This is a genomic window from Pseudomonas sp. B33.4 (assembly GCF_034555375.1).
In the GTDB taxonomy this organism is placed as follows: Bacteria; Pseudomonadota; Gammaproteobacteria; order Pseudomonadales; family Pseudomonadaceae; genus Aquipseudomonas.
Genome location: NZ_CP140706.1, coordinates 225386 through 240311, shown reverse-complemented (window position 1 = coordinate 240311; position 14926 = coordinate 225386). Strand labels below are relative to the sequence as shown.

14 protein-coding genes are annotated in these 14926 nt (G+C 58.5%); 1 reads left to right on the top strand and 13 read right to left on the bottom strand.

The genetic code is table 11. The features are described from left to right. Positions 1–113: 113 nt before the first annotated feature. Complete coding sequence (locus U6037_RS01050; protein ID WP_322845511.1) at positions 114–1310, top strand: AAA family ATPase; 1197 nt, start codon at positions 114–116, stop codon at positions 1308–1310. 193 nt (positions 1311–1503) lie between these two features. Here U6037_RS01050 and U6037_RS01045 read toward each other — a convergent pair whose 3' ends face one another. The 13 genes from U6037_RS01045 to U6037_RS00985 all read right to left on the bottom strand — a co-directional run bounded on the left by U6037_RS01045 (position 1504) and on the right by U6037_RS00985 (position 14891). Further along, on the bottom strand, positions 1504–2376 hold the full coding sequence (locus tag U6037_RS01045; RefSeq protein WP_220557292.1) for a transporter substrate-binding domain-containing protein: 873 nt from the start codon (positions 2374–2376) through the stop codon (positions 1504–1506). Next, on the bottom strand, positions 2373–3155 hold the full coding sequence (locus U6037_RS01040; protein ID WP_322845510.1) for an amino acid ABC transporter ATP-binding protein: 783 nt from the start codon (positions 3153–3155) through the stop codon (positions 2373–2375). The genes U6037_RS01045 and U6037_RS01040 overlap by 4 nt, the downstream gene beginning before the upstream one ends. Further along, complete coding sequence (locus U6037_RS01035) at positions 3152–3811, bottom strand: amino acid ABC transporter permease (RefSeq protein WP_322845509.1); 660 nt, start codon at positions 3809–3811, stop codon at positions 3152–3154. Before U6037_RS01035 ends, U6037_RS01040 begins: the two co-directional genes overlap by 4 nt. Then, the gene (locus U6037_RS01030; RefSeq protein WP_008083580.1) at positions 3792–4457 is read right to left on the bottom strand and encodes an amino acid ABC transporter permease; all 666 of its coding nucleotides are present in this window, start codon (positions 4455–4457) and stop codon (positions 3792–3794) included. The genes U6037_RS01035 and U6037_RS01030 overlap by 20 nt, the downstream gene beginning before the upstream one ends. 908 nt (positions 4458–5365) lie before the next feature. Next, positions 5366–6163, bottom strand: a complete 798-nt coding sequence (locus U6037_RS01025; RefSeq protein WP_322845508.1) for a MetQ/NlpA family ABC transporter substrate-binding protein — start codon at positions 6161–6163, stop codon at positions 5366–5368. Positions 6164–6329: 166 nt separating this feature from the next. Further along, positions 6330–7262, bottom strand: coding sequence for a sigma 54-interacting transcriptional regulator (locus U6037_RS01020; RefSeq protein WP_322845507.1), 933 nt, complete (start codon positions 7260–7262; stop codon positions 6330–6332). 54 nt (positions 7263–7316) lie between these two features. After that, positions 7317–7898 carry an alpha/beta hydrolase gene (locus U6037_RS01015; protein ID WP_077570156.1) on the bottom strand — a complete coding sequence of 194 codons (582 nt, stop codon included), beginning with the start codon at positions 7896–7898 and terminating at the stop codon, positions 7317–7319. Positions 7899–8281: 383 nt separating this feature from the next. Continuing rightward, positions 8282–8683, bottom strand: a complete 402-nt coding sequence (locus U6037_RS01010) for an ExbD/TolR family protein (RefSeq protein WP_003220570.1) — start codon at positions 8681–8683, stop codon at positions 8282–8284. Position 8684: 1 nt separating this feature from the next. Beyond that, positions 8685–9410: a MotA/TolQ/ExbB proton channel family protein gene (locus U6037_RS01005; RefSeq protein WP_007919147.1), complete on the bottom strand. Its 726-nt coding sequence runs from the start codon at positions 9408–9410 to the stop codon at positions 8685–8687. A gap of 45 nt (positions 9411–9455) precedes the next feature. Beyond that, entirely contained in the window at positions 9456–10265 is an 810-nt protein-coding gene (locus U6037_RS01000; protein WP_322845506.1) for an energy transducer TonB, read from the bottom strand. A gap of 381 nt (positions 10266–10646) precedes the next feature. Then, positions 10647–11063 (bottom strand): hypothetical protein, encoded by a 417-nt coding sequence (locus U6037_RS00995; RefSeq protein WP_322845505.1) that lies wholly within the window; start codon positions 11061–11063, stop codon positions 10647–10649. A 100-nt stretch (positions 11064–11163) separates the two neighbouring features. Then, on the bottom strand, positions 11164–12507 hold the full coding sequence (locus tag U6037_RS00990) for an aryl-sulfate sulfotransferase (protein WP_322845504.1): 1344 nt from the start codon (positions 12505–12507) through the stop codon (positions 11164–11166). A gap of 23 nt (positions 12508–12530) precedes the next feature. Next, positions 12531–14891: a TonB-dependent receptor gene (locus U6037_RS00985; protein ID WP_322845503.1), complete on the bottom strand. Its 2361-nt coding sequence runs from the start codon at positions 14889–14891 to the stop codon at positions 12531–12533. Positions 14892–14926 lie beyond the last annotated feature (35 nt).

Here is a 14926-nt window from a genome sequence, read left to right as displayed (position 1 = left end):
TGTGAGCTTAGAACAGGGTTCAACGTTCGCCCGCTCGTCCCCCCATATTTCCATATCGGCGCTGCCGCAGGGATATTCTGTCGCAGATTCAGTGCATCCAGAGAAGGACTTCCATGCTCAACACCCTGGCAGTGGCCAATTACCGCTCGATCAATAAATTGGTGATCCCGCTGGGCCGACTGAACCTGATCACCGGCCCCAACGGCAGCGGCAAGTCCAATCTTTACCGGGCCTTGCGTCTGTTGGCGGAAACCGCACAGGGCGGCGTGGTCAATGCGCTGGCCCGTGAGGGCGGGCTGGATTCGACCTTCTGGGCCGGGCCGGAAACCATCAGCCGGCGCATGCGTAACGGTGAGGTGCCAATCCAGTCGACAATGCGCAAAGGCGTGAAGCGTCTGCGCCTGGGATTCGCCGGGGACGATTTCAGCTATTCGATCAGCCTCGGACTCCCCGAACCCGAAGGGCATTTCATGTTGTCTGACAACCCCAATCGAATTCCTTCGCGCTTCAGCCTTGACCCACAAATCAAGCGCGAATGCATTTGGGCCGGCCCGCATTACCGGCCCGCCAGCCTGTTGGTGGATCGTGACGGTCCGATGATCCGTGCTCGGGAAGGGCGCAGTTGGGACGTGTTGGCGCAGCACATACCGAACTTCGACAGCCTGTTCGATCAGGTCGGCAGCCTGCGTAGCTCGCCGGAAGTGTTTCAGATGCGCGAGTTCATCCGCCGCTGGCGCTTCTACGATCACTTTCGCAGCGATGCCGACGCGCCGGTGCGTCAGCCACAACTGGGTACGCGTACGCCGGTGCTGCATCACGACGGCCGGGATCTGGCGGCGGCATTGCAGACCATCATCGAGATTGGTGATGGCGACGCGATGCGTGCGGCGATAACCGATGCGTTTCCGGGTGCACGCGTGCATATCGAAGCGCAGGCCGGTGGACGCTTTGCCATCGAGTTTTATCAGGAAGGTTTGTTGCGGCCGCTGTCGGCGGCGGAATTGTCGGACGGGACGCTGCGCTATTTGTTGCTGGTCGCAGCGTTGCTGACGCCGAGACCGCCGTCGCTGATGGTACTGAACGAGCCGGAAACCAGTCTGCATCCGGATTTGTTGCCGGCGTTGGCGCGGTTGATCATTCGTGCGTCTGAGCAGTGTCAGGTGTGGGTGGTGTCGCATGCGCGGCGGTTGATTTCGGCGTTACAGGAGGATCCGGAGTGCAATTGCATTGTGCTGGAGAAGACACTGGGGGAGACCGGGATTGTCGGGCAGAAGGTGCTGGAGACGCCTGCTTGGTATTGGCCGGATTGAGTGTGGCAGACAAGAACCCTCACCCTAACCCTCTCCCAGAGGGAGAGGGGACTGACCGAGTGGTTCTTTCGAGTTACGCCGACATGAAAGTCTCGAGTTGAACTCAGGTTTTGAAAAGCCCAGAGATCGGCTCCCTCTCCCTCGGGAGAGGGCTGGGGTGAGGGGCAGGCCTCACCACCGACCTAACAGACAATCACCCCTGCCACTTGCCCCCTTCAACAATCACGCTCTCAGGCTTGGTGTCATCGCTCAGTTCCTTACGCACATATTGGTCATACAGTTTGAGCAGATACTTCTCCTCGCCCAGCTTGGTCAGCTCGGTATTCACCCAGTCGCGCAGCTCGATATTGCCCTTCTTCACCGCCGGCGCAATCGGCGCTTCTGCACCCAGTTTTTCATCCAGCACACGATAGCCCGGGTTTTGCTTGGCCCAGCTGAACAGCACCAGGTTGTCCTGCGCATAGGCGTCGCCGCGACCATTGGCCAACGCTTGCAGCGATTCGGAATTTTTCTCGAACTTCAACAGTTTCCAGTCCGGGTGATTCTTGGTCAGCCAGATATCCGCCGTGGTGCCGGTGGTGACGATGGTGGTGCGGGTCGCCAGATCATCAAGGTTTTTCACCGCGCTGCTTTGCGGCACCAGCGCCTGCACCGCGACCTTGAGGTTCGGATTGGTGAATTCCACCGCTTCCTTGCGCTCAGGCGTCACGGTCATGTTGGCGAGGATCAGGTCGACCTTGTCACTTTGCAGAAACGGAATACGGCTCGCCGGCTCAACGGCAACGAACTCGACCTTGTTTTCATCGCCGAGCAGATCCTTGGCAAAACGCCGACCGATGTCGGTATCGAAACCAACATAACGCCCAGCCTCGTCGACAAAACCGAACGGTGGCTTGTCGGTGAACACGCCGACAATCAACTTGTCGCGAGCCTTGATCTTGTCCAGGTAACCGGCCGGCGCGGTGCTTTCGCTGGCAACCTTCGGCTTCGGCGGTTCTTCGGTTTTGCTGCAACCGGCAAGCAAGGCGAGGCTCAGTAGAGGCAGTAAAAAAGCGGCAGTTTTCATAACAGTTCCAGTTCCTTTGTCGGATTCGTTTTTGGCAGTGTTGCAACGAAGGAGAACTTCTCCAGAAACTGCTGCGCGCGTGCGGTTTGCGGGTTCGTAAAGAAAATCTCGGGCGGGTTCTGTTCAAGGATGCGCCCGGCATCCATGAACACGATGCGGTCGGCCACCGCGCGGGCGAAGGCCATTTCATGGGTGACGATCAACAGGGTCATGCCCTCACGAGCGAGGCCTTGAATGACCTGCAAAACCTCCTTGACCATCTCCGGATCGAGGGCGGCGGTGACTTCGTCGAAGAGCATCACGCGCGGGTTCATGCACAGCGAGCGGACGATGGCGATGCGTTGCTGCTGCCCGCCGGAGAGCTGACGCGGGAAAGCATCGCGCTTGTCCGCCAGACCTACGCGCTCAAGCAGCGCTTCGGCTTGTTGCTGGGCTTCGCGGCGTTGGCGCTTCTGCACCTTGAGCGGGCCGAGCAGCAGGTTGTCGAGCACGCTCATGTGCGGGAACAGGTGATAACTCTGGAAGACCATGCCGATCTGCTGACGGATTTCACGCCAGTCAGTGGCCTTGTCCAGCAGCTCGCGGCCGAGAAATTTCAGGCTGCCGCTGTCGGCCTCTTCCAGGCCATTGAGGCAACGCAACAAGGTACTTTTGCCGCAACCGCTAGGGCCGAGGATGACGATCACTTCGCCGCTCTGCACCTGCAGGTCGATGCCGTTGAGCACCTGCTGCTCGCCATAGAATTTGTTGAAACCGTGAAACTCGATCAATGCGCTCATGCTTGCGTCCAGCGCCGCTCCAGCACGCGCGAGGCGGCCGAGAGCGGGTAGCAGATGAAAAAGAAAAACAGGAACAACGCGCCGTAGATCAGCACCGATTCGTAGGTGCGTTCGATGATCTGCTGGCCGACCTTGATCACGTCAACCACACCGATCAGCACCGCCAGCGAACTGGTCTTGATGATCCGCGTGTAGACGTTGATGGTCGGCGGCGTCATGCGCTTCAGCGCTTGCGGCAGCAACACGTAGCCATAGAGTTGCGCAGCGTTCAGACCAATCGACAGCCCCGCTTCACGCTGCCCGCGTGGCAACGAATGCAGCGCACCACGCGCCACTTCGCCGACCTCGCTGGCGCCCCACAGCGACAACACCAGCACTGCGCACCAGAAACTCGGAATGCTCAGGCCAAAGAAAATCGGCAAACCGAAGAACAACAGGTACAACCAGACCAGCACCGGGATCGCCCTGAACAGTTCCAGATACACCCGCAAAATCGCGTTCAGCCACGTCACGTTCAACGTGCGCAACACGCCGTAGAGCACGCCACCGACGGTGCTGATGGCGATGCTCAGAAACGAGATCGACAAGGTTTGCCCGGCGCCTCTGGCCAATTGCGGCAACGACACCCAGAGCAACTCAAGACCCGAACTGGCCATGCTGGAGCCTCCTTTCCAGACGGCTGAGCAGCAGCGACAGTGGCAAGAACAACAGCACGCAGATCAGCGTCAGCACGGCGAGCATTTCGTAGGTTTTGTAATAAAGCGCGATGTAGCTCTTGGTGGTGTAGAGGATTTCCGGCACCGCCACCGCCGAGACCACGGTGGTTTCCTTGAGCAGGAAAATGAAATTGGCGAACAGCGACGGCAGGCTGAGGATCCCCGCTTGCGGCAGGATCACATAGCGCAGCAACTGGCCGTGGGACAGGCCGATGGAACGCCCCGATTCCAGTTGCGCCTGCGGCACCGCATCGACACCGGCGCGCAGCACTTCGGTGAGGTAAGCGCCGCCAAGGAAGGTCATGGTGATGATCGCGGCAGTGAAACCGGACACCTGAATCCCCACTGCCGGCAAGGCGAAGTAGACGAAGAACAACTGGATCAGCAGCGGCGTGTTGCGTGCCAGTTCCACGTACAGGCCGACCAGTTTTTGCAGGTATGGCGTGCGGAACACCAGAATCGTCGCGTTGAGCAGCGCCACCAGCAACGAGGTGCCAATGGCGATAAAACCCACCTGCAGCGTCACGCCCACGGCTTTGAGAAACGCCGGCAGGGTGCTAAGGATAAATGCGTAATCGAAAGTCATGAAACGTCCTGAACGCCGCTCGGTAAGCGACGGTGGTGCAGTCCATGGACAGCGGGTGGCTGTCCGGCAAGCACCGACTTTATAGGTATAAAAACGAGAATTTAAATACCGTTAAAGCATATTGATATCACCCAAAAAACTATCCTGTGGGTTTGCCGGGAAGGAATAAGAAGGCTATTTTCCTTTTCGCTGTAGGACGGATCTTTTTTTCACGAAAGCCCTCCAAGGACGAACAGCTTTTGGCCAGACTCCCCCGGCCAAACCCATAACAAGGAAGAGAACATGGACGTAAAAGTGCCGCAGCGACTGGATCCGCAGGAAATTGTGAAATTGTTGGTGGCGTTGAGGCGGGCGCTGAAGGCCACAGCGTAAATCAAAAGCCCCTCACCCCAGCCCTCTCCCGGAGGGAGAGGGAGCCGACCGAGGTGTCTTGCGTCATACATCGACCTGAAAGACCGAGTCGATTATGGATTCGGCAGAGATCTTTCACATCGGCGTACCGCTACGACATCCCCCCGATCAGTCCCCTCTCCCTCCAGGAGAGGGAGCCGACCGAGGTGTCTTGCGTCATACATCGACCTGAAAGACCGAGTCGATTATGGATTCGGCAGAGATCTTTCAAATCGGCGTACCGCTACGACATCCCCCGATCAGTCCCCTCTCCCTCCAGGAGAGGGAGCCTACCGAGGTGTCTTACGTCAAACATCGACCTGAAAGATCGAGTCGATTATGGATTCAGCAGAGATCTTTCACGTCGGCGTACCTCTACAGCATCCCCCGATCAGTCCCCTCTCCCTCTGGGAGAGGGTCAGGGTGAGGGGCTTTTCCAACGCACACACAAAAACGCCGATGCCCATCACTGGCCATCGGCGTTTTCATACCTTGAAGGGGTTCACTCAAGCGTCAGATCAGAACGCCGGCAGTACCGCGCCGTTGTACTTCTTCTCGATGAACGCTTTGACTTCCGGGCTGGTCAGGGCTTTGGCCAGTTTCTGGATCGCGTCGCTGTTCTTGTTGTCCTCACGGGCCACCAGGAAGTTCACGTACGGCGAGTCAGCGCCTTCAATCACCAGCGCATCTTTCTGCGGGTTCAACTTGGCTTCCAGCGCGTAGTTGGTGTTGATCATGTCCAGATCAACTTCCTTTAGCACGCGTGGCAGCAGGGCCGATTCCAGTTCCTTGAACTTGAAGTTGTGCGGGTTCTTGGCGATGTCTTTCGGCGTTGCCACCGCGTTTTTCGGATCTTTCAGTTCGATCAGGCCAGCCTTTTGCAGCAGGATCAGCGCACGGCCGCTGTTGCTGCCTTCGTTCGGGATCGCGATGGTCGCGCCGTCCGGCAGTTCAGCCAGGGTCTTGTACTTGCTCGAGTAGCCACCAAACGGTTCAACGTGCACGCCCTGCACGGTCACCAGGTACTTGGACTTGTCGTCCTTGTATTTGCCCTGGTTGAAGCTGTTCAGGTACGGCAGGGTCTGGAAGTAGTTGGCGTCCAGACGCTTCTCGCCAACCTGTACGTTCGGCTGAACGTAGTCGGTGAAGACTTTGATTTCCAGATCCACGCCTTCTTTGGCCAGGGTCGGTTTGATCAGCTCGAGGATTTCAGCGTGCGGGACCGGGGTCGCGGCAACCACCAGTTTCTCGCCGGCATTGGCCAGGGAAGCAGTCAGAGCAGCCGCCAATGCGGTAAACAACAGAACCTTTTTCATGCAGTGTCCTTATCGAAAATCACGGTCGTCATCGACGACGGCATTAATACGTGTGCCAGTGAAGTGATATCGCTGGCGTGGGTCGGACAATACCGGGATTTTTTATTCCCGGACAATAACGTTTATTCAGCTTCATATTCCATTTTGTTCATGTTGAACGAAACGGTTACAACGCCTCACCCAAACGAATCAGCAAATCTTTCAATGCCTTACGCTCATCTACGCTGCCGCCGATGTTGATTTGTGCAACCAGCCGTTCGATCTGAAGCTGCGGCCCAGACACCTCAGGCAGGTTCAGGTGCTCCGGCAGAATCTCGTCGCCGGTACTCACCAGCAACGCAAAATGAATGACGTTTTCCAGCTCGCGGGTGTTGCCCGGCCAACTGTGTTGTTCGAGCACATGCTGCGCCGCCTCGCTGATCAGCGGCACGGGCAGATCCAGACGCTGGCTATAGATGCCCAGGAAATACTCGGCCAGCGAAAGAATGTCACCGATGCGCGCGCGCAAGGCAGGCAGTTCCAGTTGCCCTTCGCTCAAGTAGTGATAGAGGCGCTCATGAAATTTGCCGGCGTCCACCGCTTGCGCCAGATCGATGCTGGTCGCCGCGACCAGGCGCACATCCACCGGGCTCGGTTGAAGCGCACCGACACGGGTGACTTCGTGATTCTCCAGCGCTGCCAGCAACTTGATCTGGATCGGCAGCGGCAAATCGCCTATTTCATCGAGATACAAAGTGCCGCCATTGGCCGAACCGAACCAGCCCGCGCGACTGCTGGCTGAGCCGCTGTAACTGCCGGCGGCATAGCCGAACAGTTCGGCATCGGCGTAGGTTGGGCTGATCGCACCGCAATTGACCGAGACGAACAGACCGCTGCGATCACTGGCGCGATGGATATGTCGGGCAAGCAGTTCCTTGCCCGTGCCGGTCTCACCGCGGATCAACACCGAGACCGATCGTGGTGCCAGTTGCTCAAGCTCTTCACGCAACTGCCGCGAGCGCGGGTCGACAAACACCAGCGCTTTGGCGCGAATGCTCAGGGGACTTTTTTCAGCGTCGGGAAAGGTCAGCAATGGCTGACCGAAGGTTTCAAAACTCATGGCAGACTCCCGCCCAAAACCGCCGGGAGACGGGGGCGTTGAAAGAAATATAAATCAGGCGCGGCGGCGGGCGTGGTGTTCCATGCGGTTTTGCAGGCGATAGAGATAAGCAAAACCCTGCTCCCAACGCTGATGCCCGGACTTGACGTTGATGTGTCCGGCACCGGCGAGAATCCCCGCCTCGGCACCCCAGTTGCGCGCCAGTTCGAGCGCTCGCGGCGCACTCACGGCGGCGTCGTTATCGGAGCTGACCACCTGGCTCGGAAACGGCAGCAAATCAGTCGGAATCGGTGCGAAGTTACGCAGCGCAGGCGCGCAGGCCGGGCGCTCGACATCGGCTGGAGCAACCAGCAAGGCGCCGCGTACCTGACGCAGGTATTGCAACGGCGCCGTGGCCGCCCAATGGGCAACCGTGACGCAGCCGAGGCTGTGGGCGATAAGGATCACTGGCGTGCTGTCGGCAGCAATCGCTTCGGCCAATGCCGCGACCCAATCTTCACGACGCGGCGTCAGCCAATCGGCCTGCTCGACTCGCGCGCTGTTCGGCAGGCTGTTCTGCCAGTGGCTTTGCCAATGATCTTCTGGCGATCCTTGCCAGCCCGGCACAATCAGATAGCGGATTGATTCGTTGCGCATGGGGAGCTCTCCTGCGTCGTGTCTGTTCCTGAAGGAGTATAGGGAGGGGATTTATATTCGTTAAGGAATAAGAAGCTATTTATTAAGACCTGAATTGCATATGTGATTTGTGGATGACTTTAGATACCTTCCCCCTCACCCCAACCCTCTCCCCCAAGGGGGCGAGGGGGAAAGGGAGCCGATCTATGCGGTTTTCAGATTTGGAGTTCGACTGGATATTTCAGGTCGGCGTAACACGTGAGAACAACCGAGATCAGTCCCCTCTACCTCTGGGCGGTCCGACGTTTCGGGAGGGTTAGGGTGAGGGGCTTTTCTCCCCCGCCAGAAATAAAAAAAGGGCCGCACCCTGCCAAGGAGACGGCCCCGGAAAAACGTTAAATCTGTCACCGCGCAGTAATCACCGACAACTTGGTAATCCCCGCCCGCTCAATCGAGGCCATGGCCCGCGCCACTTCGCCGTAGTTCACCCCGTCATCCGCCTGCAACTGCACGCGCACTTCCGGGTCCTTGGCCTTCGCCGACTTGAGGTTGAACTCCAGCAAGTCCGGCTGAATCTCGTCCTTGTTGATAAACAGCTTGCCGGCGCCATCAATGCTCACCACCAACGGATCCTTCTGCTCGACCGGCGCCACCGCTTCAGTCTTCGGCAGGTTGATCGGGATCGCGTTGGTCAGCAGCGGTGCGGTGACGATAAACACCACCAGCAGCACCAGCATCACATCCACCAGCGGCGTCACGTTGATCTCGCTGAGCACCTCGTCACTGTCTTGCGTGGAGAAGGCCATATCAGGACGCCTCCTTCACTTTTGCTGCGTTGCCGGTTACTGCGACCTTGTGCGCAGTCGGGTGGATCAATACGCGGAACGCACTCTTCTGCGCCAGGCTGTAGAAGTCGTGGGCGAAGTCATCCAGATCCGCCGCCGTCAGTTTCAACCGACGCAAAAAGTAGTTGTAAACCAGCACCGCCGGTACCGCGACGGCGATACCCACGCCCGTTGCGACCAGTGCCGCACCGATCGGGCCGGCCACCGTTTCCAGGCTCGCCGAACCGGCCGCGCTGATTCCCTTCAACGCTTCCATGATTCCCCACACCGTGCCGAACAACCCAATGAACGGCGACGTACTACCAATACTCGCGACTACCGCCAGACCGGTTTCCAGCGAACGCCGTTCGCGAACGATCTGCTGGCGCAATGCGCGCTCCAGACGATCCTGATGGTTGATCGCCTGGCTCAAATCATTGGCCTGCGGCGCCTCGCCCACTTGAATCGCCGCGTAACCGGCCTGCGCCACCCGGGCCGCAGCGCCGGGTTGGGTTTCGCTCAACTCAGCAGCGGAATCCAGACTCGACGCCGCCCAGAAACGTTTATGAAAACGCCGATCCTGCGCCTTCAGCCGCCCGAACTGCCAAGCCTTGAGCAATGCCAGGCCCCAGGTGGCAACGGAAAAAACCACCAGCAGCCAGATCACCGCGCTTTCGATGGATTCCAGTGGAGATGCCAGTAACGTCATGATGTATTCCCTCGTGTAAACGTTTCGCGCGAATTTGGTTTCGGTTTAATGAATCTTGAAATCGATGGGCACGCTGACCCAGCCGTCCTGAGCGACATCACCTTGCTTGGCCGGGACAAAACTCCAACGTTTCACAGCGTTCAGCGCCGCGTCGTCGAGCTGTTGCCGGCCACTGCTTTTGGCAATCTGGATCTCGCCCGGTTTGCCGCTGGCCAGTACATGCACGCGCAGCAACACCGTGCCTTCCCAACCGCGACGCTGAGCCAGCGACGGATATTCCGGTGCCGGGTTTTTCAGGTACGCGGCATTTGCCGAGGCCGGGGTTACCTGTGCCGGCGCGGGTGGAGCAGGTGGTGCTGGCGCCGCAACCGGGGCTGCCGGTTGTGGCGGCGCGGGCGGTTGTTCGACCGCTTTCGGCGCTGGCTTGGGTGCCTGTTTAACCACCGGCTTGGGTTTCGGAACGGGTTTTGGCGGCGGTGGTTTTACTGCGAGTTCGTCTTCCACTGGCGGTGGTGGTTCAACCACTGGCGCAGGTGGCGGCGGCTCGACAACCGGTGGTGCTGGCGGTGCCGGACGCGAGAACTCGATAGTCATCGGCGGAATTTCCGGCGGCACGATCGGCAGCACCGGCGTCGGCTTCTGGCTGATCCAATAGATCACCGCGCCATGCACCACCAGCGCGAGCACGCCGAGCAGAATTGTTTCGCGCCGACTCAGAATGCCCTTGGGCGCACGCTGCAAACGCAACTGCCCCAACGGCACACGATGCGGCCGGCCGATATCGACCAACTCGCCACCCGGCGTCTGACGCCACAGCAATTCCTCTGCGCTGGCGGCGGTCTGGACATTGCCCATTGATTCACTCCCTGCGGTCTTTTTGCGTTCTCTACAAAAACTGCCGATCGACCGTTTGTTGAATCCCCCACGGCGAATCGATGGGTGAATCATTGGGCTTGACGCTTATCTCCGAAAGTAATCTTTAACGTTATGCATAGGCTTTTATGGAATATATAAATTGATCAATTCCGCCAAAGCCACGTGCCACGCGGGCTGCAGCGACAGGTGAGAAAGTGCATGCTTTTCAGGCATCGAAAGTATTCATGCAACGCATCAAATTCGCCTGCCCCGGTTTTGCAGGACGACTAATACCAAGTAGATAGTTGATAATGATTTTTTCTGAATAACAAAAAAACCGGAGCACTTTCGTGCGCCGGCCTTTTAAATTTTTAAGCAAGACTACTGTTTTACGAATTCCCCGCCCAGGGTCACCACATCACCATCGAAGTTTGTACGGGAGCCGGCAGCGCGCAATTTTGCGTAGTTATGATCCGGCGAAAACAGTGTCCATGTCTGATAACCGCTATTACCATTCTGAGCAAGTACTGCAATGGTGGTCGGGTTACCGGTACTGTTCTGAAAATGGTAGTTTCCATAACGGATGTCGTAATTCACGCCACCCTGACTCAACGTTCCGCTGAACGAGCCGTTGGAATCATTACCATCGGTAATCACCAGCTTGGCGCCAGAGTTGGAATTTACATAAGTGCCATTAATGCTCGACATAACGAGATTTCCTTTATCGTTGGGATAAGTGTCTTCCGATGAGAGCAAGTTTCCTCCTGGAAACTCACGACAGTCAGGATGGTTGGACATTCAACTCTTGTCCACGCGAGTTACTAACGAAATTGCAATAAGCACTATTCAACCCGCTCATAACTTATCGCCGTTCGTTCGAGCACTAATTCCAATTCAACTAACGGCTGGCATTGGTTTGCTGCACGCCGACAACGGGTGCAATAACCGCTGTCTCGGAGCGTGGCGTGTCCGTTGGCACCCAGTCATAACTCACAGGGAGCGCCCGATACACCCAGTTGCTGATCGCGTCGCTGCCCGGCGCCTTGCCAAGATACGGGCTGACGTATTCCCAGACGTTTTCACCGCCGGCCGTCACCTGGAAAAACCGTCCGTTCATGCCCTCGTCGATCAGCGTGTTGCCATTGGGCAGGCGCCGCGCACTGCTGATGAATGAACTGTAGAACGCCCACCCAGGCTGCTTCGAATTCGCAGCGCTGTACTGCCAGATAATCTCGTTTTTCAGCGGGTCGATTTCCAGCACGCGCGAGCCGGAAATCAACCCGAGGGTGACGTTCGGATAACCCGCCGAACCCTGGTTGTCGAACACCAGCAGATTGCCGGCGCCAGGTAATCCGGCCGGGATGATGTGTGCATCATGCTGACCGACAAACTGATCCACCGGACGTGGCAATTTCTGCGCAGTTTTCGGGTTGATCAGCGGCAGGTTCGGGCCGAGACGCCAGACCACTTTGCCGCTGTTCTTGTCGATGATCGCGATGAAGTTGGCGTTGCGTGAATCGATCAACAGGTTGTCCGGATTGAAGCGTTTGTCACCGGCATCGAACCACTTGTTCGGCCCGACCAGACTGAGGTTGTTGATATGCAGGTAGTCCGGATTTTCACTGGCGCGCACCAGCTTCAACTGCTCGGCGGTGAAGCCGAATTCATTGAGATGCTCGGACGCCAGCCACTGCCATTTCACCGCGCCGTCGGGGCTGACTTCATAGATCGCATCGTCGATCACCTCAGGGACTTTGAAGCCTTTGACCTTATGCACCTTGTTCGCCAGCACCACCGTGTTGCCGTTACTCAACCGGCGTTGATCGTGATGCTGCTGCGCCGCGCCGCCGGGGGCCTTGTCGCCCCACTGCCAGACGACTTTGCCATTCCAGTCCAGTTCACCGACGCTCTGATTGCCCAGACCGTTGCCGGCCGAACCGAGTTTGCCGGGATCCTTTTCACTCAGTTGCAGCAGCACATGCCCGCGCTCGCCGCCGACCAGTTTTGGATCGATGATCGCTGACGGGAAACCTGCCTGTGGCCAGGTTTTCACCTCGTTGCCGTTCATGTCGATCAAGTGTGTCTGTTTGTCGGCGCCGCTGAAAATCACGTACTGGTTGAACGCCTTGTTCGGGTCGTAACGGGTGACGCCGGTCGGGTAGACACTCGGCGCGGCGAAGGCGCCGGCACTGAGCACTGCGCCGGACAGCAACACCGGCAAAGCGGTTTTGATACGCAACATGATGCAGCTCCTTAAATGACCAATCAGAAGTCGTAGCGACCGGTGACGCCGAGGGTGCGCGGTGTGCCGAGCAGGCCTTCATAGCCGCCGTTGCCGCCTGTCCACAGGGTCGTGTAGTAGGTTTTGTCGAAGGCATTTTTCAGCCACAGCGACACGTCCCACTGGCCTTGGTTGAAGTCGCCCCGCAGGCCGGTGGAGAAGTTGACCACGGCGTAACTGGGGATCTGGCCGTAGTCGGAATCCTCGACCGTACCGACCGCTTTCGAGCGGAATGCGTAGCTCGCGGTGACGTAAGGTTCGAAGCCGTTATCCAGATTCCATTTGTATTCGCCGTTGGCGTTACCGATCCACTTCGAGGCGCCGACCACTTGATGCCCGCTGAGGTCGCAAGACGCTGGAGCACCCGGCGCCTGACTGACTTCCGGCGGGCACGGGGCATCTTTGTACGAGAGGTAGCTAACGTCGTTGTAGGAGCCGTTGATGTTCAGGGTCAGACCGCGCAGCGGGATCACCGTGCTCTCGAACTCGACGCCGCGCGAACGCACGGAACCGGCGTTGGTCAGGTACTGGACGCGATTTTCCGCGTCGTAGGCGTTGGTCTGGTAAGCGTTGACCTGAGTCCAGAACACGTTGGCGTTGAGTTGCAGACGGTGATCCCACAGCGTGCTCTTGAAACCCAGTTCGGCGTTGTTCGCGCGTTCAGTACCGATCAACAGCGAATCGGCGCCGGCCACCGGCGCGGATCCGACGGCGAGGTTAACCCCGCCGGATTTCTCGCCGTGGGACAACGTGGCGTAGCCCAGAACATCATCGGTAATTCGATAGCTGAGGTTGAGCAGCCCGGAGGGACTGGAGCTGTACTGATTCAAGTCGCCGGAATCGTAAGCGCCGGCACGACCGCGCCTGGCCGTTGCCGCAGCACCCGTCACCGTTGCACCACCCACCGGTGCATTGCGCGTGACCCAGGCGGATTTCTCTTCATAAGTGCCACGCACCCCGGCGGTGAAATCCAGCCGCTCGGTGAGGTGCCAAGTGCCTTGGGCGAATAGCGCAAAGCTGTCGGTCTTGATATGACCGTTGCCGACGCTGGTGACGTTGGCCAGTGCACCGGCCGGCGTGCCGTTCCAGATATCGGCCTGGGGTCCGTAATAGGCAAAGGATTTATTGTCCAGATCCGAGCCAAAGTAGTAGGCACCGACCACGTAATCAAAGAACTCACCCTTGGGCGAGGCCAGGCGAAATTCCTGCGAATACTGTTTGTCTTCCACCGAAACCCCGGCGTTGTAACTGGCCGGCACGTTGAGGCCGTCGTCGTTGCGCGGGGTGAAATTCCAGAAGCGATAGGAGCTGATCGAGGTCAGTGTGAAGTCGCTCGGCAGCGTCCAGTTGGCCTCCACCGAGGTGCCGCCCTGATGCACGGTGACGTGCTGGTCGTTGTCCAGATTGACCTTGCGGTGCGAGCCGTTGACCAGCGTTGCGCCAGCCGCATTGGCACGCGACTGATATAGGTTGACGCCGTTGATGGTCGGCCCGGTGTTGTACAACACGCGGGTGCCGGCGCTGGAATCTTCTTCGTTGTAGTCACCGATCCAGCGCAGGTTGAAATCTTCGTTGGGCTTGAACAGCAGTTGCGCGCGGAAGCCCTCGCGCGAGCCACCGTTGAGATCATGGCCGTCGTATTCGTTCTTGATGTCGCCGTCACTACGGGTTCGATAAGCCGAAAAGCGTCCGGCCAGTTGATCATTGAGCGGCCCGGAAATCGTGCCCTTGGTCTGGAAATAACCGTCCTCGCCGACCGAGGTTTCGATGCTGCGTTCGGGCGTAAAGGTCGGCGCGCGGGTGCTGATGTTGATCACCCCGGCGGTGGTGTTTTTGCCGAACAGCGTGCCCTGCGGCCCACGCAAGACTTCGAGCTGTTCGATGTCCATCAAGTCAAACACCGCCATCCCCGGGCGGCCCAGATAGACGTTGTCGATGTACAGACCAACGCTGCCTTCCAGGCCATCGCTGGCCGGGTTATTACCCAGGCCACGGATCGATACGCTGGACTGCCGCGCATGCATGTAGGCGACATTGACGCTCGGCACCAGTTGCTGCAAATCCTGAATCCGGTAGACCCGTTGCGTCTCCAGATTCTGCCCGCTGACCACGCTCATTGGCGTTGGTACATCTTGCGAACTTTCTTCGCGGCGACGGGTGGTGACGGTCACGGTTTCCAGTTGCGAACTGTTGGCGGCAGGCTTGCCGGCCGGCACCGGCGCCGGGGTTTCAGAATCGGCGGCGTAGCCGTGAGTCCAGCTCGCGCTTCCTGCCAGCAACAGGGCCAGAGGCAGGCGTTTGAGCCGTCGTGGCGTTAAGGGTGACGCAAGGTTCAACGGACTCATGGCGCGGCTCCTGGTCAAAAAACACACAGACATCT